The sequence below is a fragment of the Cellulosimicrobium sp. 72-3 genome (assembly GCF_013127315.1).
GTDB lineage: Bacteria > Actinomycetota > Actinomycetes > Actinomycetales > Cellulomonadaceae > Cellulosimicrobium > Cellulosimicrobium funkei.
On sequence record NZ_CP053419.1, the window covers coordinates 1429079 to 1454737 of the forward strand.

At 75.7% G+C, this 25659-nt stretch carries 24 protein-coding genes; 20 read left to right on the forward strand and 4 right to left on the reverse strand.

The window, feature by feature from the left end; genetic code table 11:
- Position 1 precedes the first annotated feature (1 nt).
- The 7 genes from typA to HKK73_RS06405 all read left to right on the forward strand — a co-directional run bounded on the left by typA (position 2) and on the right by HKK73_RS06405 (position 9684).
- Positions 2–1912, forward strand: a complete 1911-nt coding sequence (typA, locus tag HKK73_RS06375) for a translational GTPase TypA (RefSeq protein ID WP_021479795.1) — start codon at positions 2–4, stop codon at positions 1910–1912.
- Between the two features lie 13 nt (positions 1913–1925).
- Positions 1926–2936, forward strand: a complete 1011-nt coding sequence (locus HKK73_RS06380) for a PIG-L family deacetylase (RefSeq protein ID WP_253705816.1) — start codon at positions 1926–1928, stop codon at positions 2934–2936.
- Positions 2937–2946: 10 nt separating this feature from the next.
- Positions 2947–3396 (forward strand): hypothetical protein, encoded by a 450-nt coding sequence (locus tag HKK73_RS06385; protein WP_185981318.1) that lies wholly within the window; start codon positions 2947–2949, stop codon positions 3394–3396.
- Positions 3397–3472: 76 nt separating this feature from the next.
- Complete coding sequence (locus tag HKK73_RS19090) at positions 3473–6811, forward strand: VanW family protein (protein ID WP_253705818.1); 3339 nt, start codon at positions 3473–3475, stop codon at positions 6809–6811.
- A gap of 31 nt (positions 6812–6842) precedes the next feature.
- Positions 6843–7742, forward strand: coding sequence for a hypothetical protein (locus tag HKK73_RS06395; protein WP_171467659.1), 900 nt, complete (start codon positions 6843–6845; stop codon positions 7740–7742).
- Positions 7739–8686, forward strand: coding sequence for a prephenate dehydratase domain-containing protein (locus tag HKK73_RS06400; protein WP_253705820.1), 948 nt, complete (start codon positions 7739–7741; stop codon positions 8684–8686). The genes HKK73_RS06395 and HKK73_RS06400 overlap by 4 nt, the downstream gene beginning before the upstream one ends.
- Entirely contained in the window at positions 8683–9684 is a 1002-nt protein-coding gene (locus HKK73_RS06405; protein ID WP_171468696.1) for a prephenate dehydrogenase/arogenate dehydrogenase family protein, read from the forward strand. Before HKK73_RS06400 ends, HKK73_RS06405 begins: the two co-directional genes overlap by 4 nt.
- Before the next feature lie 97 nt (positions 9685–9781).
- On the opposite strand, the gene HKK73_RS06410 is transcribed toward HKK73_RS06405, so the two are convergent.
- Positions 9782–10084 (reverse strand): hypothetical protein, encoded by a 303-nt coding sequence (locus tag HKK73_RS06410; protein ID WP_034651460.1) that lies wholly within the window; start codon positions 10082–10084, stop codon positions 9782–9784.
- A gap of 154 nt (positions 10085–10238) precedes the next feature.
- Here HKK73_RS06410 and fdxA point away from each other — a divergent pair, with 154 nt between their 5' ends.
- From fdxA to HKK73_RS06425, 3 genes are all read left to right on the forward strand, one after another.
- On the forward strand, positions 10239–10556 hold the full coding sequence (gene fdxA / locus HKK73_RS06415) for a ferredoxin (RefSeq protein ID WP_024841122.1): 318 nt from the start codon (positions 10239–10241) through the stop codon (positions 10554–10556).
- A 19-nt stretch (positions 10557–10575) separates the two neighbouring features.
- On the forward strand, positions 10576–11718 hold the full coding sequence (gene dapC / locus HKK73_RS06420; RefSeq protein WP_171467660.1) for a succinyldiaminopimelate transaminase: 1143 nt from the start codon (positions 10576–10578) through the stop codon (positions 11716–11718).
- Positions 11719–11833: 115 nt separating this feature from the next.
- Positions 11834–13132: a citrate synthase gene (locus HKK73_RS06425; protein ID WP_021482791.1), complete on the forward strand. Its 1299-nt coding sequence runs from the start codon at positions 11834–11836 to the stop codon at positions 13130–13132.
- A gap of 191 nt (positions 13133–13323) precedes the next feature.
- Here the strand turns inward: HKK73_RS06425 and HKK73_RS06430 are convergent, their stop codons facing one another.
- Positions 13324–14301, reverse strand: coding sequence for a hypothetical protein (locus tag HKK73_RS06430; RefSeq protein ID WP_185981320.1), 978 nt, complete (start codon positions 14299–14301; stop codon positions 13324–13326).
- Between the two features lie 32 nt (positions 14302–14333).
- Positions 14334–15326, reverse strand: coding sequence for a 2,3,4,5-tetrahydropyridine-2,6-dicarboxylate N-succinyltransferase (gene dapD / locus HKK73_RS06435; RefSeq protein WP_051876515.1), 993 nt, complete (start codon positions 15324–15326; stop codon positions 14334–14336).
- Between the two features lie 35 nt (positions 15327–15361).
- On the opposite strand from dapD, the gene dapE reads away from it, so the two are divergent.
- The 6 genes from dapE (at position 15362) to HKK73_RS06465 (ending at position 21430) form a co-directional block, all read left to right on the forward strand.
- The gene (gene dapE / locus HKK73_RS06440) at positions 15362–16489 is read left to right on the forward strand and encodes a succinyl-diaminopimelate desuccinylase (protein ID WP_253705822.1); all 1128 of its coding nucleotides are present in this window, start codon (positions 15362–15364) and stop codon (positions 16487–16489) included.
- A 10-nt stretch (positions 16490–16499) separates the two neighbouring features.
- Positions 16500–17339: a TIGR00730 family Rossman fold protein gene (locus HKK73_RS06445; protein WP_061267638.1), complete on the forward strand. Its 840-nt coding sequence runs from the start codon at positions 16500–16502 to the stop codon at positions 17337–17339.
- A 13-nt stretch (positions 17340–17352) separates the two neighbouring features.
- Positions 17353–18300: a dihydropteroate synthase gene (gene folP / locus HKK73_RS06450; RefSeq protein ID WP_171467661.1), complete on the forward strand. Its 948-nt coding sequence runs from the start codon at positions 17353–17355 to the stop codon at positions 18298–18300.
- Positions 18297–19514 (forward strand): hypothetical protein, encoded by a 1218-nt coding sequence (locus HKK73_RS06455; protein WP_171467662.1) that lies wholly within the window; start codon positions 18297–18299, stop codon positions 19512–19514. Before folP ends, HKK73_RS06455 begins: the two co-directional genes overlap by 4 nt.
- 122 nt (positions 19515–19636) lie before the next feature.
- Complete coding sequence (locus tag HKK73_RS06460) at positions 19637–19804, forward strand: DUF3117 domain-containing protein (RefSeq protein ID WP_064506638.1); 168 nt, start codon at positions 19637–19639, stop codon at positions 19802–19804.
- A gap of 78 nt (positions 19805–19882) precedes the next feature.
- Positions 19883–21430, forward strand: coding sequence for a M17 family metallopeptidase (locus HKK73_RS06465; protein ID WP_232322598.1), 1548 nt, complete (start codon positions 19883–19885; stop codon positions 21428–21430).
- Between the two features lie 9 nt (positions 21431–21439).
- Here HKK73_RS06465 and HKK73_RS06470 read toward each other — a convergent pair whose 3' ends face one another.
- On the reverse strand, positions 21440–22093 hold the full coding sequence (locus tag HKK73_RS06470) for an O-methyltransferase (RefSeq protein ID WP_061267694.1): 654 nt from the start codon (positions 22091–22093) through the stop codon (positions 21440–21442).
- A 195-nt stretch (positions 22094–22288) separates the two neighbouring features.
- Between HKK73_RS06470 and sigE the strand changes: the two genes are divergently transcribed.
- From sigE to HKK73_RS06490, 4 genes are read left to right on the forward strand one after another with little or no spacing between them, the layout of a single operon-like run.
- Positions 22289–22906 carry an RNA polymerase sigma factor SigE gene (sigE, locus tag HKK73_RS06475; protein ID WP_241005622.1) on the forward strand — a complete coding sequence of 206 codons (618 nt, stop codon included), beginning with the start codon at positions 22289–22291 and terminating at the stop codon, positions 22904–22906.
- On the forward strand, positions 22903–23871 hold the full coding sequence (locus tag HKK73_RS06480) for a zf-HC2 domain-containing protein (protein ID WP_171467663.1): 969 nt from the start codon (positions 22903–22905) through the stop codon (positions 23869–23871). The genes sigE and HKK73_RS06480 overlap by 4 nt, the downstream gene beginning before the upstream one ends.
- The gene (locus HKK73_RS06485) at positions 23868–25307 is read left to right on the forward strand and encodes a S1C family serine protease (protein WP_171467664.1); all 1440 of its coding nucleotides are present in this window, start codon (positions 23868–23870) and stop codon (positions 25305–25307) included. Before HKK73_RS06480 ends, HKK73_RS06485 begins: the two co-directional genes overlap by 4 nt.
- A 9-nt stretch (positions 25308–25316) precedes the next feature.
- Positions 25317–25658: a twin-arginine translocase TatA/TatE family subunit gene (locus HKK73_RS06490; protein ID WP_034651176.1), complete on the forward strand. Its 342-nt coding sequence runs from the start codon at positions 25317–25319 to the stop codon at positions 25656–25658.
- Position 25659: the final 1 nt, after the last annotated feature.

Here is a 25659-nt window from a genome sequence, read left to right on the forward strand (position 1 = left end):
GATGTCTGTGCGCTCCGACCTGCGCAACGTGGCGATCGTCGCCCACGTCGACCACGGCAAGACCACGCTCGTCGACGCGATGCTGCGCCAGTCCGGCGCCTTCTCCGCGCACCAGCACGTGGACGAGCGCGTCATGGACTCCGGTGACCTCGAGCGCGAGAAGGGCATCACCATCCTCGCGAAGAACACCGCGGTGCGGTACGCCGGCCCGGCGGCCGCCGCGGTGGGCGAGCCCGACGGCATCACGATCAACGTCATCGACACCCCGGGCCACGCCGACTTCGGCGGCGAGGTCGAGCGCGGCCTGTCCATGGTCGACGGCGTCGTGCTGCTCGTGGACGCGAGCGAGGGCCCGCTCCCGCAGACCCGGTTCGTGCTCCGCAAGGCGCTCGCGGCGAAGCTCCCGGTGATCATCGTCGTCAACAAGGTCGACCGGCCCGACTCCCGCATCACCGAGGTCGTCGCCGAGGCGACCGACCTGCTGCTGGGCCTCGCGTCCGACCTCGCGGACGACGTGCCGGACCTCGACCTCGACGCGATCCTCGACGTCCCGGTCGTCTACGCGTCCGCGAAGGCCGGCCGCGCGTCGCTCGACCAGCCGCTGGACGGCCAGCTCCCCTCGAACGAGGACCTCGAGCCCCTGTTCACGACGATCCTCGAGAAGATCCCCGCGCCGACGTACGACGAGGGCGCGCCGCTCCAGGCGCACGTGACCAACCTCGACGCCTCGCCGTTCCTCGGGCGCCTCGCGCTGCTGCGCATCTTCAACGGCGAGCTCCGCAAGGGCCAGGTCGTCGCGTGGGCGCGCCACGACGGCACGCTCCAGAGCGTGAAGATCACCGAGCTGCTGGAGACGAAGGCGCTCGACCGCGTCCCCACGGACAAGGCCCGGCCCGGCGACATCGTCGCCGTCGCGGGCATCGCGGACATCACGATCGGCGAGACGCTCACCGACCCCGACGACCCGCGCCCGCTGCCGCTCATCACGGTCGACGACCCGGCCATCTCGATGACCATCGGCATCAACACCTCGCCGCTCGCGGGCAAGGGCGGCAAGGGCCACAAGGTCACGGCCCGCCAGGTCAAGGACCGCCTCGACGCCGAGCTCGTCGGCAACGTGTCGCTGCGCGTGCTCCCGACCGACCGCCCCGACGCGTGGGAGGTCCAGGGTCGCGGCGAGCTCGCGCTGGCGATCCTCGTCGAGCAGATGCGCCGCGAGGGCTTCGAGCTCACGGTCGGCAAGCCGCAGGTCGTCACGCGCACGATCGACGGCAAGACGCACGAGCCGATGGAGCGCATGACGATCGACGTCCCCGAGGAGTACCTCGGCGCGGTCACCCAGCTCCTCGCCCAGCGCAAGGGCCGCATGGAGACCATGTCGAACCACGGCACGGGCTGGATCCGCATGGAGTTCATGGTCCCGGCGCGCGGCCTCATCGGGTTCCGCACGCGGTTCCTCACCGAGACGCGCGGCACCGGCATCGCGTCGTCGATCTCCGAGGGCTACGAGCCGTGGGCCGGCGCGATCGAGACCCGCACCACGGGCTCGCTCGTCGCCGACCGTGCGGGCAAGGTGACGCCGTTCGCGATGATCAACCTCCAGGAGCGCGGCTCGTTCTTCGTCGACCCCACGCAGGAGGTCTACGAGGGCATGATCGTCGGCGAGAACTCGCGCAACGAGGACATGGACGTGAACATCACCAAGGAGAAGAAGCTCACGAACATGCGGTCCTCGACGGCCGACAACTTCGAGAACCTCGTGCCGCCGCGCCACCTCACGCTCGAGGAGTCGCTGGAGTTCGCGCGCGAGGACGAGTGCGTCGAGGTCACGCCCGAGGTCGTCCGCATCCGCAAGGTCGTCCTCGACCAGACCGAGCGCGCCCGCGCGGTCTCGCGCGCGAAGCGCGCCTGACGCCACCCCCGGGGTGACCGTCCCGCAGAGGCAGCAGGCCGCCGTCGTGCCCGACGGCGGCCTGCTGGCCGTCCACGCCCACCCCGACGACGAGACCCTGGCGACGGGCGCGCTGCTCGCGACCTGGGCTCGCGCGGGGGAGCCGGTCACCGTCGTGACGTGCACGCGGGGAGAGCGGGGCGAGGTGATCGACACGCCCGCGCACCCGACGGGCGTCGGGCACCTCGAGGGCGACGGGCCCGCGCTCGCGGCGTTCCGCGAGACCGAGCTCGCCCGCGCGCTCGCCGCGCTGGGTGTGCGGGACCACGTCTTCCTCGACACCGCCACGAGCCCGGTCGAGCCGTCGGACGGCAGCGCGACCGTGCGGTTCGAGGACTCGGGCATGGCCTGGGTCGCGCCGGGCGTGGCCGGCGGGGTCGCGACCGAGCAGCTCCCGCCGCGCGCGTTCGTCGGCGTCCCGCTCGACGAGGCCGCCGCCCGCCTGGCGGCGGTGGTCCGGGACCGGCGTCCCGCCGTCGTGGCGACGTACGAGGCGGGCGGCGGCTACGGCCACCCCGACCACGTCCGGGCCCACGACGTCACGGTCCGCGCGCTCGAGCTCCTCGCCGCGGACGGCGAGCCGCTGCCCGCGCTGTGGCAGGTCGTCGCCCCCGAGACCACGGTGCGCGCGGCACGCCGCGCCCTCGCCGAGCACCCCGGCGCGCGCGAGCTGCTCGCGGCCGACGCGCGGCTCACGCTCCCGGACCCGGACGAGGCGCTGCCCCCGCTCGCGCGTCCGGACGCGTCGCTGCCCGCGCTCGTGAGCGTGCCGGTGGGGCCCGTGCTCGACGACGTGCTCGGCGCGATGCGCGCGCACGCGACGCAGGTCCAGCACGTGACGGCCGCCGCGGGGGGCGAGCCGGTGCTGCTCGGGTGGTACGCCCTGAGCAACGACGTGCTGGCGCCCGTCCCTTCACACGAGTTCTACGCTCCCTCCGGCCCTGCTCTCCCGGGCGACCAGGTCCCGCCCGGACCCACGCGTTAGCCTGGGGCCCGTGGAGACCGGTACGGGGCGGCTCGTGGGCCGCGGGGTGGCGTGCGCGCTCGTGGGCGCGCTCGTCGGGCTCGTCGGCACGGTCGCGCACCGGGCGCACCTCCTGGGCGTCGACCTCCCGGGCGGGGCCGGGCTCGGCATCGTGCTCGCCCTGCTCACCGTCCTCGCGGCGGCCACCCTGGCCCGCGCCTGGGGCGGGATGGCGGGTCTCCTGGGCTTCGGCATCGGGTGGGTCGTCGTCGTGCAGCTCCTCTCGCTCGAGGGGCCGGGAGGCGACGTGCTCGTCCCGAGCGAGCCCGTCGGGTACGTCTGGATCTACGGCGGCATGCTCGTGGTCGCCGCGGCGGCCTTCCTGCCCCGGTCGTGGTTCAGCGACCGCCCGGTCCGCACGGCCCAGCACGGGCGTCCCACCAGGCACGACGGACCCGAGAACCCCCTCGCGTCCCGCTAGTATTCGCCGTGCGGATCCCCGCACACCCCTCGTCGTCGCGCGGACCGCCGCGCGCCTTTCGTCACGGAGACAGTGGATGGGTCAGCCGACCGACCGAGACGCCGATCTCGACTCCCCTCAGGACGCCGTGCCGGAGCCCGCCGAGACGGTCGAGCCCGCGGCTCCCGAGACGGCGTCCGGCCTCGACGCGCAGCGTACCGACGCTACCGGCGACGTCGCCCCGGGCGCTCCCACGCCGACGGACGAGCCCACGAGCGCGCCGACGGACGAGCCGACGAGCGCGCCGACGGACACCGCCCCGGACGGTCCCGCCCCCGCCGCGCCTGCGGACCCCGGTCCCGCGGGTGCCGGCCCGGCCGAGCCTGGCTCCGCACCCGGAGCGACCCCGGCGGACGACGCGCCGACGTCCGTGGAGCCGTCGGCGGTCGACGCGCCGGCCACCGGCGCAGCCACCGCCGACGCGTCCGCGGCTGGCTCTCCCGCCGCGGAGAGCCGCCCGGAGGTCGCCTCCTCGGAGCCGGTCGCCGCTGCGGAGCCGGTCGCGGTCCCCGAGCAGACGGCCGCGGCCCCCGAGCGGACGGCCGCGCAGCCCACCGCCGTCTCGGAGCAGGGCTCCGCGGTGCCGGACGACGCGAGCCCGGCACCCGCCGCGTCGTCAGACGCTGTGGATGCGAGCCCGGCCACCCACGCGGCGCCCGCAGCCGCGGCGGACGAGGCGCCCACCGAGACCCAGGTGACGACCGGCACGGACGCGCACGCCGGCGCTCCGGTGAGCGCCGCCGTGGAGCCCGACGCCCAGGGCACCCGGGTCGAGCGCGGTCCCGACGCGTCCGTCGCGGAGTCGCCCGGCGCGGACGCGTCCGCGCCGGGCGGGTCGACGGCCGACCCGACCGAGGCGAGCGGCGAGCCGACGTCGACCACCCCCCACGCGCCGGTCGCCGGCGCTGCCGAGAGCCCGGCCACTGTCGGCCACGCGGACGGCGGCACCACGGCCGAGAGCAGCCCGCGGACGGTGGGCGCTCCCGGCGGCAGCGGTGCGGACGAGGCCGACGAGGAGCCGTACGTCCCGCGCGTGTTCGCGTTCGACCCGGACGTCCCCGCGGTTCTCGTCCCCGCACCGGGCGCACAGGCCGACTCCCCGGCCGCCCCGGCCGCGGGCACCGCCGACCGGGAGGCCCCGGCACCCGTCGCCCACACCTCGGTCGCCCCGGACACCACGCCCTCGGACGACACGGCCTCGGACGACACGGCCTCGGACGACACGGCCTCCGTCGCGACGGCCGCGGACGCCTCGTCCGCGAGCAGCGCGACACCGGACGACGCGACGTCGGCCGACCGGTCCGCCGACGCGGCCGGGGGAGACCCGGCCGACGAGCGCGCGGCCGAGCGGACCGCCGTCGTGCCCGTGGTGCCGACGCCGGCGGACGGCCCGGCTCGTCCCGCGGGCGAGGGGAGCGACGCCGCGCCCGACGCGACGCAGGTGATCCCGCCCGTCGACCCGTGGTCGCGGCCCGCGCCCGTCGTGCGCACGTCGATCCTGTCGCCCGCGTCCCCCGGCGAGCCGGCGAGCCCGGCGCCGGACGCCGTCGGCGCGACCGCTCCGGCGGAGGCCACCGCAGGGGCCCCGGCCGAGGGCTCCGGTGCGACGGCGTCGGCGACTGCCGCGGGGACCGCCGCACCCAGCGCGTTCACGCCGGTCCCGCCGGACGACTCGCGCGAGGCCTCGCCCTTCGAGGGCTTCGACGAGGACGAGCCGCGGCGCGGCTGGGCCCGCGGGCTGCTGTGGACGGGGATCGCCGTCCTGGTCCTGGGCGGCCTGTACACCGGCGCCCAGTGGTTCTACTCCGACAAGGTCCCGAGCGGGACGAGCGTCGCCGGCGTCGACGTCGGTGGCCTGTCCCGGACGGCGGCCGAGGACCGGCTCGAGTCGGAGCTCGGGCCGCGCGCGGCCGAGCCGATCACGCTCGCCGCGGGTGAGGCGAGCACGACGCTCGACCCGGCGACGGCGGGCCTGACCTTCGACGCCGCGGGGACGGCCGAGGAGCTCACGTCGTTCTCGATGAACCCGGCGCGGCTGTGGCAGCACCTGTTCGGCGGCAAGGACGCGGAGCCGCTGGTCACGGTCGACGACGCGGCCCTCGACGCGCAGGTCGAGGCGCTGCGCGGCAGCCTCGAGATCGAGCCCGTAGACGGGGCCGTGCAGTTCGTCGACGGCGCGCCCACGAGCACGCCGGCCGCGGACGGCTCGGCGCTCGTCACGGACGAGGTGCCCGCGACCATCACGGAGAGCTGGCTCGTCACCGACGGGCCGGTCGAGCTGCCCACCGAGCCCGTCGAGCCCACGATCACGCAGGACGAGACGGACGCCGCGCTCGCCCTGGCGGAGAAGGTCGTGTCCGCGCCCGTCGTCGTCTCCGTCGGCGGCCAGTCGCCGGAGCTGCCCCCCGAGGCGCTCGCCGCTGCCGCCTCCTTCGCGGCGACGGACGGCGTCCTCACGCTGACCTTCGACGGCCCGGCGCTCGTGCAGTCCGTGGTCGACCGGACGAACGACCTGCTCACCGCGGCCGACGACGCGCACTTCGTGTTCCGGGACGGCGCGCCGGTGATCGAGGGCGGCCAGCCCGGCACGACGATCGACCCGGCGGCCATCGCGACGGCCGTCACGACGGCCGCCTCGGGCGACGAGCGCACGGCGACGGTCGAGCTCGTCGAGTCGGACCCGGAGCAGTCGGTCGCGGCGCTCGAGGCGCTGGGGATCAAGGAGAAGGTGTCGGAGTTCTCGACGCCCGTCCCCAACGTCCCCGTCCGCACCGCGAACCTGAAGCGCGGGGCGGAGAAGGTGAACGGGACGCTCGTCAAGCCGGGGGAGACCTTCTCGCTCGTCGACACGCTCTCGCCCATCACGCTCGAGGGCGGCTACTACGCGGCCGGCATCGTCGAGAGCGGGCGCCACACCGAGGGCGTCGGCGGCGGCCTGTCGCAGATGGCCACGACCACGTACAACGCGGGCTTCTTCGCAGGGCTCGAGGACGTCGAGCACCGCCCGCACAGCTACTGGTTCGAGCGCTACCCCGCGGGCCGCGAGGCGACGATCTTCGTGGGCTCGATCGACATGAAGTTCAAGAACGACACCCCGTACGGCGTCCTCATGCAGTCCTGGGTCGGCGGCGGACAGCTGCACGTCGCGGTCTGGAGCACCAAGTACTACGACGTCGAGACGTCGTCGAGCGGCAAGTCGAACGTGGTCCAGCCGACGACCGTCACGCACTCGGGCGCCGACTGCGCCCCGACGCCCGCGGGCAGCCCCGGCTTCTCCATCACGAACTACCGCAAGGTCTACCGCGAGGGCGAGCTCGTCAAGGACGAGTCCTACCGGTGGACCTACAAGCCGGACAACGCGGTCGTCTGCGAGTAGACCCGGTCCACCCACACACCACGGAGGTCCCATGCTCGGACGCAGCGAACGGGAGTCGGGAGCGCAGGCGCTGCTCGCGGCCACGGCGGCGGGATGGGTCGACGGCGACCCGACGGAGGCGCTGCTCGACCTCGGGTCGACGACGGCGACGCTGTCGACCGTCGCGAGCATCGACGCGCTGGCCGCCGTCGTGCACCTGGGCCACCCGGCACAGCCGTCGCACGAGCTCGAGCGCGCGCTGCTCGCGGCGCCGCCGTCGCTCGTGCTGACCGGCGCGTCGGCGGTGCCGTCGCAATGGGTCTGGGTCGGCCGGTCGACGGCGGCCCGCGACCTGACGGGGCACGTGGTGGTCGACGAGGCGGGCATGCGCGACCGGCGCCACGTGCTGCGCACGATGGGCGTCAGCCCGTCGCTCGTCCCGACCCGCACCACGCTGGAGGAGCGGGTCGCGCTCGCCGGCGCCGACGGCAGCCTCGTCGTGGAGCGCTCGGTGGCCCACGGGCCGCTCGCCTTGCTCGGCTACGCCGAGCTCCCGGGGAGCGAGCTCCTCGGCGAGGGCGCGCCCGTCTGGTACGGGCTGCTGGAGAGCCGCGACGCGGCGCCGCGGGCGGAGGGCGTCGCCCAGGTGTGGCTCGCGTTCGGGCCCCGGGACGACCACCGCGGCTCGCTCCAGGAGACGCTCGCGCTCGTCGCCGCCGCCGGGATCGACCTCCAGCACCTGCGCAGCCACCGCTCGCAGGCGGGCCCGCACATCTTCTTCTGCGCGTTCTCGTGCCCCGACGCGACGACGCTCGACGCCCTCGTCACGGGGTTCGGGGAGCGGGGCGTCGCGCACCGGGTGCTCGCGGTCCTGCCCGGGCAGGAGTTCGTGCCCGGCCCGGACGCGCTCGAGCCGCGCTGGGCGACCGCCCCCGACCCCGTCCACGCGTGAGCGTCGGGTACCTCGGCCCCGAGGGGTCGTTCACGCACCAGGCGGCGGCCGCGTGGTCGGCCGAGCACGGCCCGGTGGGTGCCGGGCTCGCGGCCCGCGAGACCGTCGCGGACGTCTTCGCGGGCGTGGCTGCGGGCGAGCACGAGCGGGGCGTCGTCGCGATCGAGAACACGGTCGAGGGGTACGTCGTGCCCTCGCTCGACGCGATCGTCGGGAGCGCGAGCGTCGTCGCGGTCGACGAGGTCGTGCTCGACATCTCGTTCGACGCGTTCGCGCGCCCGGGCCACGGCGACCTCACCGAGGTCACGGCGCACCCGCACGGCCTCGCGCAGTGCCAGGGCTTCGTGCGCCGGACGGGCCTCGTCCCGGTCGCGGCGTCGTCGAACGCCGCGGCGTGCCGCGACGCCGGGCCGCACCAGGTCGCCCTCGGCCCGACGATCTGCGGTGAGCTCTACGGCCTGGAGACGGTCGAGCGCGCGGTCGAGGACTTCGCGGGCGCGCGCACGCGGTTCCTCGTGCTGGCACCGCGTGCGGAGGCCGCCGCGGCGCTCGGCCGCGCGCGCAGCAGCGGCGAGACGACGTGGCGCACGATGCTCGCGGTCACGCCCGTCGTCACGGGCCCCGGGGTGCTCGCCCGCATCACGCAATCCTTCGGCGCACGGCGCGTCAACCTGTCGAGCCTCATCACCCGACCGCTCAAGGCCGTCGCGGGCACCTACGCGTTCGTCCTCGTGGTCGACGGCGCGCCCTGGGACGCGCCGGTGCGTGCGGTCCTGGAGGACCTCGTCCGGGCCGGGGACGCGCTCAAGACGCTCGGGGTCGTCCCGGCGCGCGGCGAGCTCGACGAGTCGGCGCGGGCCGACGTCGACGCCGCGCACGTGCCGGTCGGGAGCGTCGACGCGTCGACCGGCGCGGCGGGCCTCGCGACGGGGCTGCTGTGGTGACCGCCGCGGGCGCCGCGCCGGAGCCGGGCGCGCCCCGCGCGGCGGTCCGGGTCGGCGTCGTCGGCCTCGGTCTCGTCGGGGGCTCGGTCGCCCGGCTCCTGCACGACCGCGGCGTCGAGGTGACCGGCTACGACGCCACGGCGACCACGCGCGCGGCGGCGCGCGCCGCCGGCCTGCGCGTGGTCGGCGACGTCGCGGAGGTCTGCGCCGACGAGCCGGACGTCCTCGTGCTCGCCGTGCCGCTGCGAGCCATGCGGGCGGTGGCGGCCGACGTCGCCCGGCACGTGCGGGGCGCGACGGTCGTGACGGACGTCGGGAGCGTCAAGGGCGCGGTGCGCGACGCCGTCCGGTCCGCCGGGCTCGACGCCCGGTACGTCGGGGCGCACCCCATGGCCGGGACCGAGCACTCGGGCTTCGAGGCGTCGGACCCCGCGATGCTCGCGGGCGCGCGCTGGGCCCTGACGGTGGACGCGACCACGCGACCGGACGCGTTCACGACCGTGCTGCGGCTCGTCACGGGTCCGCTCGGCGGCACGGTGCACGTGCTCACCGACGACGTCCACGACGAGTCCACCGCGCTGGTCAGCCACGTCCCGCACGTCCTGGCCACCGAGCTCCTGGGCGTCGTCGCCGACGCGCCCGTGCGCGACGTCGCGCTGGGCCTCGCCGCGGGCAGCTTCCGCGACGCGACGCGCGTGGGGCGCACCGACCCGCGCCGGACCGAGGCCATGGTCACGGACAACGCCGCATGGGTCGCGTCCGCGCTGCGCGTCGTCGTGCGCGACCTCGAGCAGCTCGTGCGCGCGCTGGAGACCAATGCGCCCGTGGGCGAGTTCTTCGACCGGCCCGACCCGGTGCGCGCCGCCACGGGCGGCACCGGCGAGCCCGTGCGCGTCGACCTCGACGACGGGGGCACCTGGCGCGAGACGCTCACCGCCGCGGGGGCCCGCGGCGCCGTCGTCGTGGACGTCGAGGACCGGGCGGTCGTCGTCGCCTGAGGTGCGACCGCGGTCCCGGCGTCGCCCGGGGCGGGTCACGTCGTCGCCGGGCCCCGTCGCGAGGCCCCGTCGACCGGTCGTCCGTCGGGCCCGGTCGTCAGTCCGGGCGCGACGCGGGCCGTCGCGGTGGCCGCGGCGGGACCGGCTTGCCGGCCACGATCGCGTCGAGCGGCACGGAGACCAGGGGAGGGGCGTCGTCGCGCGGGCCGTGGCCGCGGTGCGGCGGGGCGCTGCCGCCCGCGTCCTCGCGCAGCACGAGCGTGGTCGCGGTGGTCTCCACGACCACCCCGATCACGTCGGTGAGGGGCTTGCCCGCGGCGGCCGCGTCGTCGGGCGAGAGCCTGCGGCGGACGACGACCCGCGTCCCCGGCGCCCACGTCGTCCAGGGCGAGTCGGGCACGCGGCGGCTCCTCGGGTCGTGTGACGTTCGTCCACGGGCTGGTCAGAGAGGGTCGGGCACCGCCCGACCTGAGCGATACTAGTCGTGCATGTCCCTGTCATGACCTCGCCCCTCGCCGGGCCGGGTCCGGACGAACCCAGAAAGGTACTCGGTCGTGACTTACGTGATCGCCCAGCCGTGCGTGGACGTCAAGGACAAGGCGTGCATCGAGGAATGTCCTGTCGACTGCATCTACGAGGGCAAGCGGTCGCTCTACATCCACCCGGACGAGTGCGTCGACTGCGGCGCGTGCGAGCCGGTCTGCCCCGTCGAGGCGATCTACTACGAGGACGACGTGCCGACGGAGTGGAGCGACTACTACCGCGCCAACGTCGAGTTCTTCGACGACCTCGGCTCGCCCGGCGGCGCCGCGAAGATGGGTCTCATCGAGAAGGACGACCCGATGATCGCCGCCCTGCCGCCGCAGGCCTGAGCCTCCGGCGCCGGCGCTCGTGGGACTCGCCGACCTCTCCGGTCTCGCCTATCCCTGGGACACGCTGACCCCGTACGCGGAGCGCGCGCGAGCGCACCCCCGCGGCGTGGTCGACCTCTCCATCGGCACGCCGGTGGACCCGACCCCCGCCGTGGTGCGCGACGCGCTCGCCGCCGCGTCCGACGCGCACGGCTACCCGACGACGCACGGGACGCCCGCCCTCCGCGAGGCGGTCTCCGCGTGGTTCGCCCGCCGTCGCGGCGTCCCCGGCCTCGACCCCGACGCCGTGCTCCCCACCGTCGGGAGCAAGGAGCTCGTCGGGCTGCTGCCCTCGCTCCTGCGGCTCGGGCCGGGCGACGTCGTCGTGCACCCGCGGACGGCGTACCCCACCTACGACGTCGGCGCGCGCCTCGCGGGCGCGACGCCCCTTGCGACGGACGACGTCGACGCGTGGGCCGGGCGCGACGACGTGCGCCTGGTCTGGGTCAACTCGCCGAGCAACCCGACGGGCCGCGTGCTCGATGCCGCGCACCTCGCGCGCGTCGTCGCCGCGGCCCGCGAGATCGGCGCGGTCGTCGCGAGCGACGAGTGCTACGCGGAGCTCGCGTGGACCGAGCCCTTCACGACGACCGGTGTCCCGAGCCTGCTCGACCCGGCGGTGTGCGGCGGGTCGCACGACGGCCTGCTCGTCACCTACTCGCTCTCCAAGCAGTCGAGCATGGCGGGCTACCGCGCGGCGTTCGTGGCCGGGGACGCGGCGCTCGTCGCGGACCTGCTCGCGACGCGCAAGCACCTCGGCATGATCGTCCCCGCACCGGTCCAGGCCGCGATGGTCGCGGCCCTGTCCGACGACGCGCACGTCGCCGCGCAGCGGGACGTCTACGCGCGCCGCCGCGAGGTGCTCGTCGACGCCCTCACCGGCGCGGGCCTCGCGATCGACCACTCCGAGGCGGGCCTCTACCTGTGGACGCGGCCCGTCGACGAGGCGGCCGGCGACTGCTGGCGGACGGTCTCCGCCCTCGCAGACCGGGGCATCCTCGTCGGGCCCGGGGCGTTCTACGGGACCGAGGGTGCGGGGCACGTGCGCGTCGCCCTCACCGCGACCGACGAGCGGGTCCACGAGGCCGCGGCTCGACTCTCCGGAGGCCTCCCGCTGGCGTGACCTGGATCACAGCGGGTGTGGTGTTCTCGTGACGGTTCCTGATTGGTCACGTGCGGGTGGGGCGGGGTACGGTCGACCGCGCGGCAACGGCGCGAGCAGCAGCAGGAAGGGAACCATGACCACCACTCAGCAGGCGAAGGTCCGCCTCCTCGTCGACGACCAGGCGCAGGACCTGCCCGTGGTCGCGGCGACCGAGGGCAACGACGGCATCGTCGTGTCCTCCTTGCTCAAGTCGACCGGCCTCGTGACCGTCGACCCCGGCTTCATGAACACCGCGTCGTGCGAGTCGAGCATCACGTACATCGACGGCGAGGCCGGCATCCTCCGGTACCGCGGCTACCCGATCGAGCAGCTCGCCGAGCGGTCGAGCTTCCTCGAGGTCGCCTACCTCCTCATCCACGGCGAGCTCCCCGACGCCGCGACGCTCGACGCCTTCGTCGAGCGCGTCAACCGGCACACGCTCGTGCACGAGGACTTCCGCACGTTCATGGGCACGTTCCCGCGCAACGCGCACCCCATGGCGGTGCTGTCGTCCGCGATCAACGCGCTGTCCACGTTCTACCCCGAGTCGCTCGACCCGTTCGACGACGAGACGGTCGAGCTCGCGACGGTCCTGCTCCTCGCGAAGTCGCGCACCATCACGTCGTACCTGCACCGCCGCCGCGTCGGCGAGCCGCTGCTCTACCCGGACTACTCGCGCGGGTACGTCGACGACTTCCTGCGCATGACGTTCGCGACGCCGTACCAGCAGTACGAGGCCGACCCGGTCGTGGTCGACGCGCTCGACAAGCTGCTCATCCTGCACGCCGACCACGAGCAGAACTGCTCGACCTCGACGGTCCGCGTCGTCGGGTCCTCGCACGCGAACCTCTACGCGTCCGTCGCGGCCGGGGTCAACGCGCTCTCGGGCCCGCTGCACGGCGGCGCGAACGAGTCGGTGCTCACCATGCTCGACAAGATCGCGGGCGCGGAGTACGACGTCGACACCTTCATGAAGAAGGTGAAGAACAAGGAGGACGGCGTCCGCCTCATGGGCTTCGGCCACCGGGTCTACAAGAACTACGACCCGCGCGCGGCGATCGTCAAGAAGTCGGCCGACGCCGTGCTCTCCACCCTCGGCAAGAAGGACCAGCTCCTCGACATCGCCATGGGCCTCGAGGAGATCGCGCTCAACGACGACTACTTCATCGAGCGCAAGCTCTACCCCAACGTGGACTTCTACACGGGCCTCATCTACAAGGCCATGGGCTTCTCGCCCGCCATGTTCACGCCGCTCTTCGCGCTGGGCCGCATGCCCGGCTGGATCGCGCAGTGGCGCGAGATGATGAAGGACCCGCAGACCAAGATCGGCCGCCCGCGCCAGGTCTACGTCGGCGAGACCGAGCGCGACTACGTCGCCGTCTCCGACCGCTGACGCCCGTCCACCGAGACGCCGCGCCGCTCACCCCACGGTGAGCGACGCGGCGTCTCGTCGTCCGCCCGGCGGCTACCCCCGGGACGAGACGCGAGACGTGGCCCCGACGCGGGGTGCGTGAGGGGCCACTTCTCCCGTCTCGGCGAGGCACCGTCCGCGACACCGCGCCGGCGCGGGCCGACGGCGGTCGGTCAGGACGCGTCGGGGACGGCGACGTGGACGCGCAGGACGCCCGGGTCGAGCGGGGCGAGGTCGGCCGGGTCGGGGGTCGTCCACGTCGCGCCGTCGCGCGACCAGCGGCGGTCGCCGACCTCGACCGCGACGACGTTCGTGGCGTCCGCCGTCGCCACGGCCCACTGGGCGACGGCCCACGCCGACCGCTCGACGCCGCCGTCGTCCGCGGCGCCGGGGAGCGCGGACGCGTCGACCACGACCAGGCCCCCGTCCCCGCCGTCCGACGGGGCGACGCGGACGGCGTCCCCGAGGTCGCGCGTGACGCGCTCCCGGAACGGCTCGGCCGGGTCGCCGTCGGCCGGGACCTCCTCCGCCGGGACCGCCGCGAGGTCGCACGTGAGCGACGCGGGCGACCAGCCGGTCAGCGCGGAGGCCCACGCGCGCGAGCGGGGCTCGTGCTGCGCGTACGCGTCGGGGAACGCGGACCGCTGGACGGTCTGCGCGGCGACGGTGACCTCCATGCCCTCGTAGCCCTCGACCGTCTCGAGCGCGTCGTAGAACGTGTTGGTCGAGTAGACCGGGTCCATGATCTCCGCGACGGTGCCCCACCCCTGCGAGGGGCGCTGCTGGAAGAGGCCGACGGAGTCGCGGTCGCCGTAGTCGATGTTGACGAGCCGCGACTCCTGCAGCGCGGTCGCGAGCCCGATGGTGGCGGCGCGGGCGGGCAGCCCGCGCCGCACGGTGGCCCCGGTGATCAGTGCCGCGTTGTCGGCCTGCGTCACGGAGAGGTACCACGTGCGGCCGTCGGCGGTCGCGGCGCAGCGCTCCGCGACGGGCGTCGCGTCGTCGAGCCGGTTGAGCGCGACCACGACCGCGCCGACCCCCACCGCGGCCACCGTGACGAGGGTGACCGCGGTGCGCAGGGGGCGTCGGCGCGACCGGACGCGCCCCGGCGCCGGGGCGTTCGGGGAGCGCGGGGGCTGCGTCGTCGTCATCGTCGAGGCGGGGCGTGCTCGGCAGGGGCCGGTCAGTTCGCGTGCAGCGCGGCGTTGAGCTCGACGCCCGCGCCGGTCCGCGAGACCGCCTCGACCCCGCCGGTCAGCGAGTTGCGCCGGAAGAGGATGCCGGACCGGCCGGCGAGGTCGCGCGCCTTGACGACGAGCGGCTCGCCCGAGGCGTCCTGCTGCCCGACGACCGTCACCTTGGTCCCGGCGGTGACGTACAGGCCGGACTCCACGACGCAGTCGTCGCCGAGCGGGATGCCGAGGCCCGCGTTCGCGCCGAGCAGGGAACGCTGCCCGACCGAGATGACCTCGCGGCCGCCGCCGGACAGCGTGCCCATGATCGACGCGCCGCCGCCCACGTCGGAGCCGTCGCCCACGACGACGCCCGCCGAGATGCGACCCTCGACCATCGACGTGCCGAGCGTGCCCGCGTTGAAGTTCACGAAGCCCTCGTGCATCACGGTCGTGCCGGCCGCGAGGTGGGCCCCGAGGCGCACGCGGTCCGCGTCGGCGATGCGGACGCCCGACGGGACGACGTAGTCCACCATGCGGGGGAACTTGTCGACGCCGAGCACGGTCACGGGCTGGCCGGTCGCGCGCAGGCGCAGGCGCGTCTCCTCGAAGCCGTCGACGGCGCACGGGCCGTGGTTCGTCCACACGACGTTCGTCAGCACGCCGAAGAGGCCGTCGAGGTTCAGGCCGTGCGGCACGACGAGACGGTGGGAGAGCAGGTGCAGGCGCAGGTAGGCGTCGGCGGTGTCGGCGGGGGCGGCGTCGAGGTCGATCTCGGTCCGCACCACGACGACGTCCACGCCGCGCAGCTCGTCGCGCTCGGCGAGCGCGTCGAGGGACGCGGGGACGGCGGCGTCCGCCGGGGCGGCGCCGAGCTCCGGCGCGGGGTACCAGACGTCGAGGGTCGTGCCGTCGTCGGTGACGGTCGCCAGGCCGTAGCCCCACGCCGTACGCGGCTCGGACGCGCCCGCCGAGGGGGCGGGCGCGGGGGTCGCAGAAGTCATGCGCCCACCCTATCCGGCACCGGTAGGGTGCTGGCGTGACGTCTCCCACCCCTGGTACCGGACCCGTGCTCGACCTCCGCGGCGACCTCGTCGCCCTGTTCCGCGCGGTGTGCGACGTGCCGTCCGTGAGCGGGGACGAGCGCGCGCTCGCGGACGCGGTCGAGGCCGCGCTGAGCACGGTCGCGCACCTGGAGGTCGTCCGCGACGGCGACACGGTCGTCGCGCGCACGGCGCTCGGCCGGGAGCGGCGCGTCGTCGTCGCGGGCCACCTCGACACGGTGCCGCTCACGGTCCCGCCGAACCTGCCGACGCGCGTCGTCGGCGAGGGCGCGCACGCCGAGGTCTGGGGCCGCGGCACGGTCGACATGAAGGGCGGCGTCGCCGTCGCGCTCGCGCTCGCGGCGGAGCTCGACGCCCCGGCGCAGGACGTCACGTGGGTCTTCTACGACAACGAGGAGGTCGCCGCGGACCTCAACGGGCTCGGGCGCCTCGCGCGCAACCGCCCGGACCTGCTGGAGGCGGACTTCGCGGTGCTCGGGGAGCCCACGTCGGCCGGCCTCGAGGGCGGGTGCAACGGGACGCTGCGCGCCGAGGTGCGCGTGCCGGGCGTCGCGGCCCACTCCGCGCGCTCCTGGACGGGGACCAACGCGATCCACGCCGCGCACGAGGTGCTGGACCGCCTGGCCGCGTACGTCCCCCAGGAGATCGAGGTCGACGGCCTCGTGTACCGGGAGGGGATGAACGCTGTCGGCATCACGGGGGGCATCGCGGGCAACGTCGTGCCCGACGAGTGCGTCGTCACGGTGAACTTCCGGTTCGCCCCCTCCCGCAGCGTGGCCGAGGCCGAGCAGCACGTCCGCGACCTCTTCACCGGGTTCGCGGTCACCCTCACCGACGCCGCGCCCGGTGCGCGGCCCGGTCTCGACGACCCGCTCGCGGCGGACTTCGCGGCGGCCGTCCTCGGCGTGACCGGCGGGGCACCGGCCCCGAAGTACGGCTGGACCGACGTCGCGCGCTTCGCCGAGCTCGGCGTCCCGGCGGTGAACTTCGGCCCCGGGGACCCGCTGCTCGCGCACAAGGACGACGAGCGGTGCCCCGTCGGGCAGCTCGCGCTGTGCCGCGACGCGCTCCGTGCGTGGCTGACGGCCACCCCTGCGGCATAGGCTCGTGACCATGAGCGACACGGTGCGTGACCAGCAGGGTTCCGACGACGGCGTGCCCCAGACGGGCACCGGGTACCGCAAGGGGCCGGTGCTGCTCCGCGGCGACCAGATCCCCGGCCAGACGACGGACCAGCGCCTCCTCGACTCGCGCGGCAACGCGGATTGGGTGCACTCCGACCCGTGGCGCGTGATGCGCATCCAGAGCGAGTTCGTCGAGGGTTTCGGCGCGCTCGCGGAGGTCGGCCCGGCCGTCTCCGTGTTCGGCTCGGCGCGGACCAAGCCGGACCACGCCGACTACGCGCTCGCCGAGGACGTCGGTCGCCTCCTGGTCGACGAGGGCTTCGCGGTCATCACGGGCGGCGGCCCCGGCATCATGGAGGCGGCCAACAAGGGGGCGTCGGAGGCGGGCGGCCTGTCGATCGGGCTCGGGATCGAGCTGCCGTTCGAGCAGGGCATGAACCGCTACGTCAACCTCGGCGTGAACTTCCGCTACTTCTTCGCCCGCAAGACGATGTTCGTCAAGTACGCGCAGGGCTTCGTGGTGCTGCCGGGCGGGTTCGGCACGTTCGACGAGCTGTTCGAGGCGCTCACGCTCGTCCAGACTCACAAGATCACCGAGTTCCCCGTCGCGCTCGTCGGGACGGACTACTGGACCGGCCTGCTCGACTGGGCGCGGACCGCCGTCGTGGGGCGCGGGATGATCAGCGAGCACGACCTCGACCTGGTCCACCTGTGCGACGACCCGGCCGAGGCCGTCGAGTACGTGTGCGACCGCGGCGCCGAGCTGCGCGCGGAGGAGCGCGAGGCGACGGAGGAGCTCGTCCGGGCGCAGGCCGGCGACGCGAGCTGACGGGCGCGGCGCGATGACCGCAGGTCCCGGCGCGCCCGTCCCGCTGCCGCCGCTCGGGGTGCCGCCGCGCGGCACGTCGCTCGTGCTGCGCGGGCGCGAGCTCGACCGGCCCGCCGTGATGGCAATCGTCAACCGCACCGACGACTCCTTCTACGCCGGGGCGCGCCAGCTCGACGACCGCCAGGCGCTCGCCGCCGTCGAGCGCGCGGTCCGCGAGGGCGCCGAGATCCTCGACGTGGGCGGCGTGCGCGCCGGGGTCGGCCCGGAGGTCACCCCGGCGGAGGAGATCCGCCGCGTCGTCCCGTTCGTCGCCCGCGTGCGGTCGGAGTTCCCGGACCTCCTCGTCAGCGTGGACACGTGGCGGGCGGACGTCGCGCACGAGGCGGCGCTCGCGGGCGCGGACCTCGTCAACGACACGTGGGCCGGGCACGACCCGCGGCTCGTCGAGGTGGCCGGGCAGCACGGGATCGGGGTGGTGTGCTCCCACACCGGGGGAGCGCGGCCGCGCACGGACCCCGTCCGCGTCGCCTACCCGGCCCGCCCCGGAGCGGCCGACCCGCGCGACGGCGTCGTGCAGGACGTCGTGACGACGCTGCGGGCCGCGGCCGAGCGGGCGGTGTCGTGCGGCGTCCCGCGCGCGTCGGTGCTCGTCGACCCGACCCACGACTTCGGCAAGAACACGTGGCACTCGCTGCACCTGCTCCGCCGCACCGAGGTGCTCGCGGGGCTCGGCTTCCCGCTCCTCATGGCCCTGTCGCGCAAGGACTTCGTGGGGGAGACGCTCGACCTCCCGGCCGACGAGCGCCTCGAGGGCACGCTCGCGGCGACGGCGGTCGCCGCGTGGCTCGGCGCGCGCGTCTTCCGCGCGCACGACGTGGCGGCGACGCGCCGCGTCCTCGACCTGGTCTCCGCCGTCCGCGACGAGACGGCCCCGGCAGCGGCCCTGCGGGGCCTGGCGTGACGACGCCGCGCACGGCCGCCCTTCCCGCGGCGCGGGCGCGGCTGCTGCGGCCCGCCACCTGGCGGTGGTGGGTGCAGGTGCTCGTGGTCTACGCCCTGGCTCGGGCGGTGAGCGCCGTCGTGCTGCTCGTCGCCGCGCGGTCCCAGGAGCAGAACCTGTGGACCGACGCCGCGCCCTCGTACCTCGCCTACGTCGGTCGGATGTGGGACGCGAGCTGGTACGAGCAGATCTACTCCTCCGGCTACCCGGACACGCTCCCCGTGGGCCCCGACGGCGCCGTGCAGCAGAACGTGTGGGCCTTCTTCCCGCTCTTCCCCGCGCTCGTCCGCGCGCTCGACGCCGTCACGGGGCTCGGCTGGGAGGTGCTCGCACCGACGCTCGCGCTCGCGTGCGGGGCGGGCGCGGCGCTCGTCGTCCATCGGCTCGTCGCGACGGCCGGGGCGGCCGCCGTCGAGCGGCGCCCGGGCCTGCCGCTCGCGACGGTGCTGCTCGTCAGCGTCTTCCCCTCCAGCCCGGTCCTCCAGGTCGCGTACACCGAGTCGCTCGCCCTGCTCCTCGTGGCCGGTGCGCTGCTCCTGCTCGCGCGGCGCCGCTACGCCGGGGCGGCGCTCCTCGTCGCGCTCCTCGGCTTCTGCCGCGCGGTCGCGCTGCCGATGGCGGCGGTCGTGCTGTGGCACGGCTTCGTGCGGTGGCGCCGCGGTGACCTGCGCGGGCCCGACGCCGCCCGGCTGGGCGGGCTGCTCGTCGTCGCCCTCGCGAGCGGGCTCGTGTGGCCCTGGCTGTGCGGCGCGGTCACGGGCGTGCACCAGGCGTACTTCCGCACCCAGGAGGCCTGGCGCGGCGGCGCGGAGGTCGTGCCGTTCGTGCCGTGGGTGGACGTCTCGCGGTGGCTCGCGGGCGACGCCGGCCCGTGGCTCCTCGCGCTCGTGCTCGTGGTGGCCGCCGCGCTCGTGCTCAACCCGGTGGCGGCGCGTCTCGGCCCGGAGATGCACGCGTGGTCCGGGGCGTACCTGGCGTACCTCGTGGCGACCGTCCAGCCGGGCACGTCGCTCGTGCGCTTCCTCCTGCTCGCGTTCCCGCTCGGCGCGGTGACGGTCGGGTGGACGCGGTCGCGCGCGTGGCTCGCGGCGGTGACCGTCGCGTGCGTCGTGGGTCAGGTGTGGTGGGTCTGGTCGCTGTGGCGGCTGGTCCCGCCGTCGGGCTGGCCGCCGTGACCGGGACGCCCGGGATGTCGGCACGCGTGAACTAGACTGTCCCCCGGGCGTCGTCCGAGGTCGGACGCCCCTCCTCGCGCGTGCGGGGTGGACTCGGGACAAACGGAAATGGAGTGCCATCGATGGCTGCGATGAAGCCGCGGACGGGTGACGGACCGCTGGAGGTCACCAAGGAAGGGCGAGGCATCGTCATGCGGGTCCCGCTCGAGGGTGGCGGGCGTCTGGTGGTCGAGCTCAACGCGACCGAGGCCAGCGAGCTGGGTGAGGCGCTCCAGGCCGTGGTGGGCTGATTGCCCGCACGTGAGCGCCGGGTCTCCGGAACCTCGGAGATCCCGCGCGCGCTGCCGGAGGTGGTCGGTGCACGGGGCGTGCTCAGCGACGCCCCGCTCGTCGACGAGGCACAGGCCGACGCGGTCGTGGTCGCCGTCGCGCCGCCGCGCGAGGCGGAGGACGGGCTGCAGCCGCGCGCCGGCACGGTCGACGCGACCCTGCGGTACGGGGTCGACCTCGCCGAGCTGGCCGAGCGCGCGGGTGGCCCGGGCTTCCGCGGCGCGGCCGGCGAGGTCGTGCGCGTGGACCTGCCGCGCGCGCACGTCGGGTCCACGACCCGGCTGCCGTGGGCGGGCCTGCCGCCCCGCCTCCTGCTGCTCGGCGTGGGCGCCGGCACCGCGACGGACCTGCGCCGCGCCGGGGCCGCGCTGGCTCGTGCGTCCCGCGGCCTCGAGCGGGTCGTGAGCGCCGTGACCGCGGACGCCGGGGCGGCCGAGGTCCGCGCCTACGTCGAGGGCTACCTGCTCGCCGCGTACGCCCAGCCGCGCCGCGGCGACGCGCCCGCCGGCGCGCAGGACGCCGCCGCGCAGCTCGTGCTGCTCACGCCGCCCGACCGTCCCGATGTGGCGGCACCGATCGAGGCGGCGACCCGCGCGGCCGCCGCGACGTGGCTCGTGCGCGACCTCGCGAACACGCCGTCCGACGTCAAGGACCCGGCCTGGTTCGCCGACCGCGCTCTCAGGCTGGCCGACGCGCTCGGCCTCGACACCACCGTCCGCGGCCCCGCCGAGCTCGCCGAGGAGGGCTTCGGCGCCCTCCTCGCCGTGGGCGCCGGCTCGGCGCGCGGGCCCCGGCTCGTCACCGTCACGTACGACCCCGCGGACCACGGCGTGACCCCGGCGACGGACCGCTCCGCGCCGCGGCACGTGGTCGTCGTCGGCAAGGGCATCACCTACGACACGGGCGGCCTGTCCATCAAGCCGCGCGAGGCGATGGTGCCCATGAAGACCGACATGGCGGGTGCCGCCGTCGCGCTCGCCGTCGTGCTCGGGGCCGCCCGCGCGCGCTCGGACCGGCGCGTCACCGCCGTGCTGCCGCTCGCGGAGAACCACGTCGGCGCGGCGTCCTACCGTCCCGGTGACGTGCTGCGCACGTGGTCGGGGCGCACGGTCGAGGTTGCGAACACGGACGCCGAGGGCCGCCTCGTCCTCGCCGACGCCGTCGGGTACGCCGTGCAGGAGCTCGCCCCGGACGTGCTCGTCGACGTCGCGACGCTCACCGGCGCGGCCAGCATGGGCCTGGGTCGTGGTCACGGCGCGTTGTTCGCGACCGACGACGCTGTCGCCGACGCGCTCGAGGACGCCGCCCGCACGACGGGCGAGCGGGTGTGGCGCATGCCGCTCGTCGAGGACTACGCGGGTGCCCTCCGCTCCGACGTCGCCGACCTGCGGCACGTCCCGGTCGAGAGCCCCGGTGGCGGGGCCATCACGGCCGCGCTGTTCCTCCGGGAGTTCGTGGGCGACGTGCCCTGGGCCCACCTCGACGTCGCGGGACCGGCGCGCGCGACGGCCGACCGGCACGAGGTCGTGGCCGGGGCGACGGGCTTCGGTGCCCGGCTGCTGCTCGAGGCGCTCGACCGGCTCTGACCTGGCCGGTCAGCGGCGGACGGCGAGCAGGAGGCCGTCGCCGCTGGGCAGCAGCGCCGGCAGCACGCGCTCGTCGGACCGGAGCGACCGGCCGACCTCGCGCACGATCGTCGTGACCTCGTCGCGCCGCGCGGGGTCGGCGACGCGGTCGTGCGAGAGCGCGCCGTCGACCGCCAGCACGCCGCCCGGACGTAGGAGGCGCAGCCCCTGCTCCACGTACTCGGGGTAGCTGTGCTTGTCGGCCCCGACGAGGACGAGGTCGTACGCGCCGTCGGTGAGGCGGGGGAGCACGTCGCTCGCGCGGCCCGGGATCGTGCGCGTGCGGGACGCGGGCACGCCCTCCTCCGCGAACGCCGCCTTCGCCGCGCGCTGGTGCTCGACCTCGACGTCGATGGTCGTCAGCACGCCGTCGGCGGGCATGCCGCGCAGGAGCCAGATCGAGGCGACGCCCGTGCCGGTGCCGATCTCGACGACCGCGCGGGCCGCGAGGGACGCGGCGAGGACCTGGAGCACCGCCCCGACGCCCGGGAGGACCGCGGGGCAGCCGAGCTCGGCCGCGCGGTCGCGCGCCCGCAGGAGGACCTCGTCCTCGGGGACGAACTCCTCGCTGTACACCCAGCTCGCCGCCTTGGCGCTGCGGTGGGTGCCGACGTCGCTGGTGATCAGGTCCTCCTGGTGGTCCGTCGTCCGGCCCTTGGGGCCGGGCCGGCACTGTCTCGGATCGTACCCGCCCCCTCCCACGCCGGCCCGTTCCCGCGCCGCGTGCGTGTGCACGGGCCGTGGACGTCGCGCGCACGTCCCGCGCGAGCCGGGGAACACGCGCCGAGGGCGGGACGTTCTTCTGGGACGATGGACCACGTGGACGACGCACGACCGAGGACCAGCACGCACGGCCAGCAGGACGCGGGCACGTGGGTGCCGCCGTCGTGGGACTCGATCGTGCGCGAGCACTCGGCGCGGGTCTACCGGCTCGCCTACCGCCTGACGGGCAACCGCCAGGACGCGGAGGACCTCACGCAGGAGACGTTCGTCCGGGTGTTCCGCTCGCTGTCGAGCTACACCCCGGGCACGTTCGAGGGCTGGCTCCACCGGATCACGACGAACCTGTTCCTCGACCAGGTCCGGCGCAAGCAGCGCATCCGGATGGAGGCCATGGGCGACGACGACGGGCACTACCCGGCGCGCGCCGAGGCCCAGCCGGAGCGCGGGTTCGAGCACGCGAACCTTGACCACGACGTGCAGCGCGCGCTCGACGCGCTCTCGCCCGAGTACCGGGCCGCCGTCGTGCTGTGCGACATCGAGGGCCTCTCCTACGAGGAGATCGCCGTCACGCTCGGCATCAAGCTCGGCACGGTCCGCTCGCGGATCCACCGCGCGCGCTCTCAGCTCCGCGCCGCCCTGCCGCACCGCGACCCCGCCGAGCGTCCGGCGTCGGACGACGCTCCGACCGCCGTGGGCGCCCGGGGGGCGGCGTGACCCATCTCGGCTCGCGGCTCTCCGCGCTCGTCGACGGGCAGCTGTCGCCCGCGGAGGCGGAGCGCGCCCTGGAGCACGTGGCCTGCTGCCCGCGGTGTGCGGCGGAGCTCTCCGCGGCCCGGGCGGCCCGGCGCGCCCTGAGCGCGGCCGGACCGGTGGAGCCGGCGCCGGACCTCGCCGCGCGCCTGCTCGCGCTGTCCGCCCAGATCCCGCCGACGGACGGTGACCCGCTGCGCGCGGCGCCCGCGCCGAGCGACCCCTGGGCCGTTCCCGCGACGCTCCCGCGCGGCGCGTGGAGCGGCGAGGTGCGCCGCGGCTCGCTCCGGCGGCGCGTGGTGGGCCTCGTCGTCGGCGGGTTCGGCGTCGCGGCGGTCGGCCTCTTCGCGCTGGGGGAGAGCCCGCTCGTCACGCCGGACCTGCACCGCAGCGACCCGCTCACCGTGCTCGCGCAGGCCGCCCCCCGGGCCACGGGAGCGCTCGTCGTCGGCGGCGCACGGACCGACGGCCTGGACGGCGGGTCGGGCGGGGGGACGGTCGCCGACGGCGGCGCGTCCGCCCTCGCGGCGCTCGCCGCGCAGGGCTGGACCTGCCCGACGCCGCTCCCCGAGGGCTTCCGCGTGGCCGACGTGCGGGACGACGCGCGGCGCGGCGTGCTGGAGATCGACCTCGAGGCGCCGGGCGGGGAGGCGGTCGTGCGCGAGCAGACCGGCCTGCTGGACACGTCGGCGCTCGCGGGCGGCGAGACGTGGGACGTCGACGGTCGCCGCGTGCACGTGCTGTCGCAGGAGCCGTGGCACGTCGTGTGGCAGTCGGGCGACACGGTGATCGACGTCGTCGCCGACACCGAGCAGGAGACGGTCGCCGCCCTCGTGGCGGCGTTCCCGGCCCGTGACTACGATGCCGGGGTCCCGGCGCGCATCTCCCGGGGCTGGACGACCATGACAGGAGCGCTCGGCACCTCATGACCGACCCCCAGACCGGACCGGAGCAGCCCGGTCCGCGCGACGCCGCGCCGAACCCGTTCGCGCCGCCGTCGGCCTACCGCAGCGTGCCCGTCCCGCCGTCCGCCGAGGCGCCACGGCCCGCCGAGGGAGCTGCGTCGGGCCACGCCGTGCCCGCGTACGGTCCGGGACCGGTCCCGCCGCCGCCCGCGGTGCCCGCGCCTGCGCAACCCTCGAGCGCGGGGCCCACGGACCCCTGGGAGCGGCTGAGCGCGTTCGGCCAGCCCGAGGCGCCGACGCGCCCGGGCGGGTCCGTCGACCCGACCCTCGTGGGCGTGCCCCGCGGAGCGGTCGGCACCGCCCCGCGACGCGGCCTGCGCCCGGCCGCCGTCGCGGGCGTCGCGGTGCTCGCGCTCGTCGCGGGCGCCGTCGGCGGCGTCGCGGCCGACCGCCTCGCCGACCCGCAGCCCTCCGGCTCGTCCGTCTCGGCGCTGCCGCCCGCGAGCGTCGAGCCCGGCGCGGACCGCCCCGACGGCTCGGTGGCGGACATCGCGGCGACCGTGCTGCCCAGCGTCGTCTCGCTCCAGGTCCGCGGGGCCGACGGCGTCGCGACCGGCTCGGGCTTCGTGCTGCGGGAGGACGGCTTCATCCTCACGAACAACCACGTCGTCGCGTCGGCCGCCGACGGTGGCGACATCGTCGTGCTCTTCTCCGACGGGCACGAGAGCCCGGCCGAGCTCGTCGGGCGGACGGTCGACTACGACCTCGCGGTCGTCAAGGTGGAGGACTCCGGCCTCACGCCGCTCGCGCTCGGTGACTCCGACGAGGTGGTCGTCGGGGACCCGGTGGTGGCCATCGGTGCGCCGCTCGGGCTCAACGGGACCGTGACCACGGGGATCATCAGCGCGCTCAACCGCCCGGTCCAGGCGGGCGCCGCGGCGGAGACGGCGTTCATCAACGCGATCCAGACGGACGCCGCGATCAACCCCGGCAACTCCGGCGGCCCGCTCGTCGACGGCCGCGGCCAGGTGGTCGGCATCAACTCGGCCATCGCGCAGCCGCCGGGGAGCGGCGAGGCCACGGGCAGCATCGGGCTCGGGTTCGCCATCCCGTCGAACCAGGCCCGCCGCACCGCCGAGCAGCTCATCGCCGACGGCGTCGCGACGTACCCCGTGATCGGCGTGCTCCTCGACCAGCGCTACCAGGGCGAGGGCGTCCAGGTCTCGACCGACGCGCAGTCCGGGACGCCCGCGGTGACGCCCGACGGCCCGGCGGACGCCGCCGGGATCCGGCCGGGAGACGTGATCCTGTCCATCGACGGCCGGCCCGTCACGGAGTCGGACGAGCTCATCGTCGCGATCCGGGCGAAGGCGCCGGGGGACGCGGTGACCCTGCGCGTGCGGACCGGCGACCAGGAGCGCGACGTGCGCGTCGTCCTCGACGAGGCCACGAGCGAGTAGTCTGTCGGCGTGTTCGGGATCAACGGAGCCGAGTTCGTCGTGCTCCTCATCGTGGCGGTCGTCGTCATCGGTCCCGAGCGCCTGCCGCGCTACGCGGAGCAGCTCGGGGCGTTCGTGCGGTCGGCGCGGGGCTACCTGCGCGACGCGAAGTCGCGCGTGGACGCGGAGCTCGGCGAGGAGCTGTCGGACGTCGACTGGGCCAAGCTCGACCCGCGCCAGTACGACCCGCGCCGGATCGTCCGCGAGGCACTCCTGGACGACGACCCCCTGCCCGAGCGCGTCTCCCCGCCCCGCCCGGCCGCTCCCGTCGCGCCGACGGGGCCCGCCCCGTTCGACGACGAGGCCACCTGAC

Coding starts and splice junctions, on each gene's coding strand:
- folP (WP_171467661.1), top strand. CDS start 17,353: ATGACCGCAGGTCCCGGCGCGCCCGTCCCGCTGCCGCCGCTCGGGGTG.
- dapD (WP_051876515.1), bottom strand. CDS start 15,326: ATGACTTCTGCGACCCCCGCGCCCGCCCCCTCGGCGGGCGCGTCCGAG.
- HKK73_RS06460 (WP_064506638.1), top strand. CDS start 19,637: ATGGCTGCGATGAAGCCGCGGACGGGTGACGGACCGCTGGAGGTCACC.
- HKK73_RS06425 (WP_021482791.1), top strand. CDS start 11,834: ATGACCACCACTCAGCAGGCGAAGGTCCGCCTCCTCGTCGACGACCAG.
- HKK73_RS06445 (WP_061267638.1), top strand. CDS start 16,500: ATGAGCGACACGGTGCGTGACCAGCAGGGTTCCGACGACGGCGTGCCC.
- HKK73_RS19090 (WP_253705818.1), top strand. CDS start 3,473: ATGGGTCAGCCGACCGACCGAGACGCCGATCTCGACTCCCCTCAGGAC.
- HKK73_RS06430 (WP_185981320.1), bottom strand. CDS start 14,301: ATGACGACGACGCAGCCCCCGCGCTCCCCGAACGCCCCGGCGCCGGGG.
- HKK73_RS06395 (WP_171467659.1), top strand. CDS start 6,843: ATGCTCGGACGCAGCGAACGGGAGTCGGGAGCGCAGGCGCTGCTCGCG.
- HKK73_RS06485 (WP_171467664.1), top strand. CDS start 23,868: ATGACCGACCCCCAGACCGGACCGGAGCAGCCCGGTCCGCGCGACGCC.
- typA (WP_021479795.1), top strand. CDS start 2: ATGTCTGTGCGCTCCGACCTGCGCAACGTGGCGATCGTCGCCCACGTC.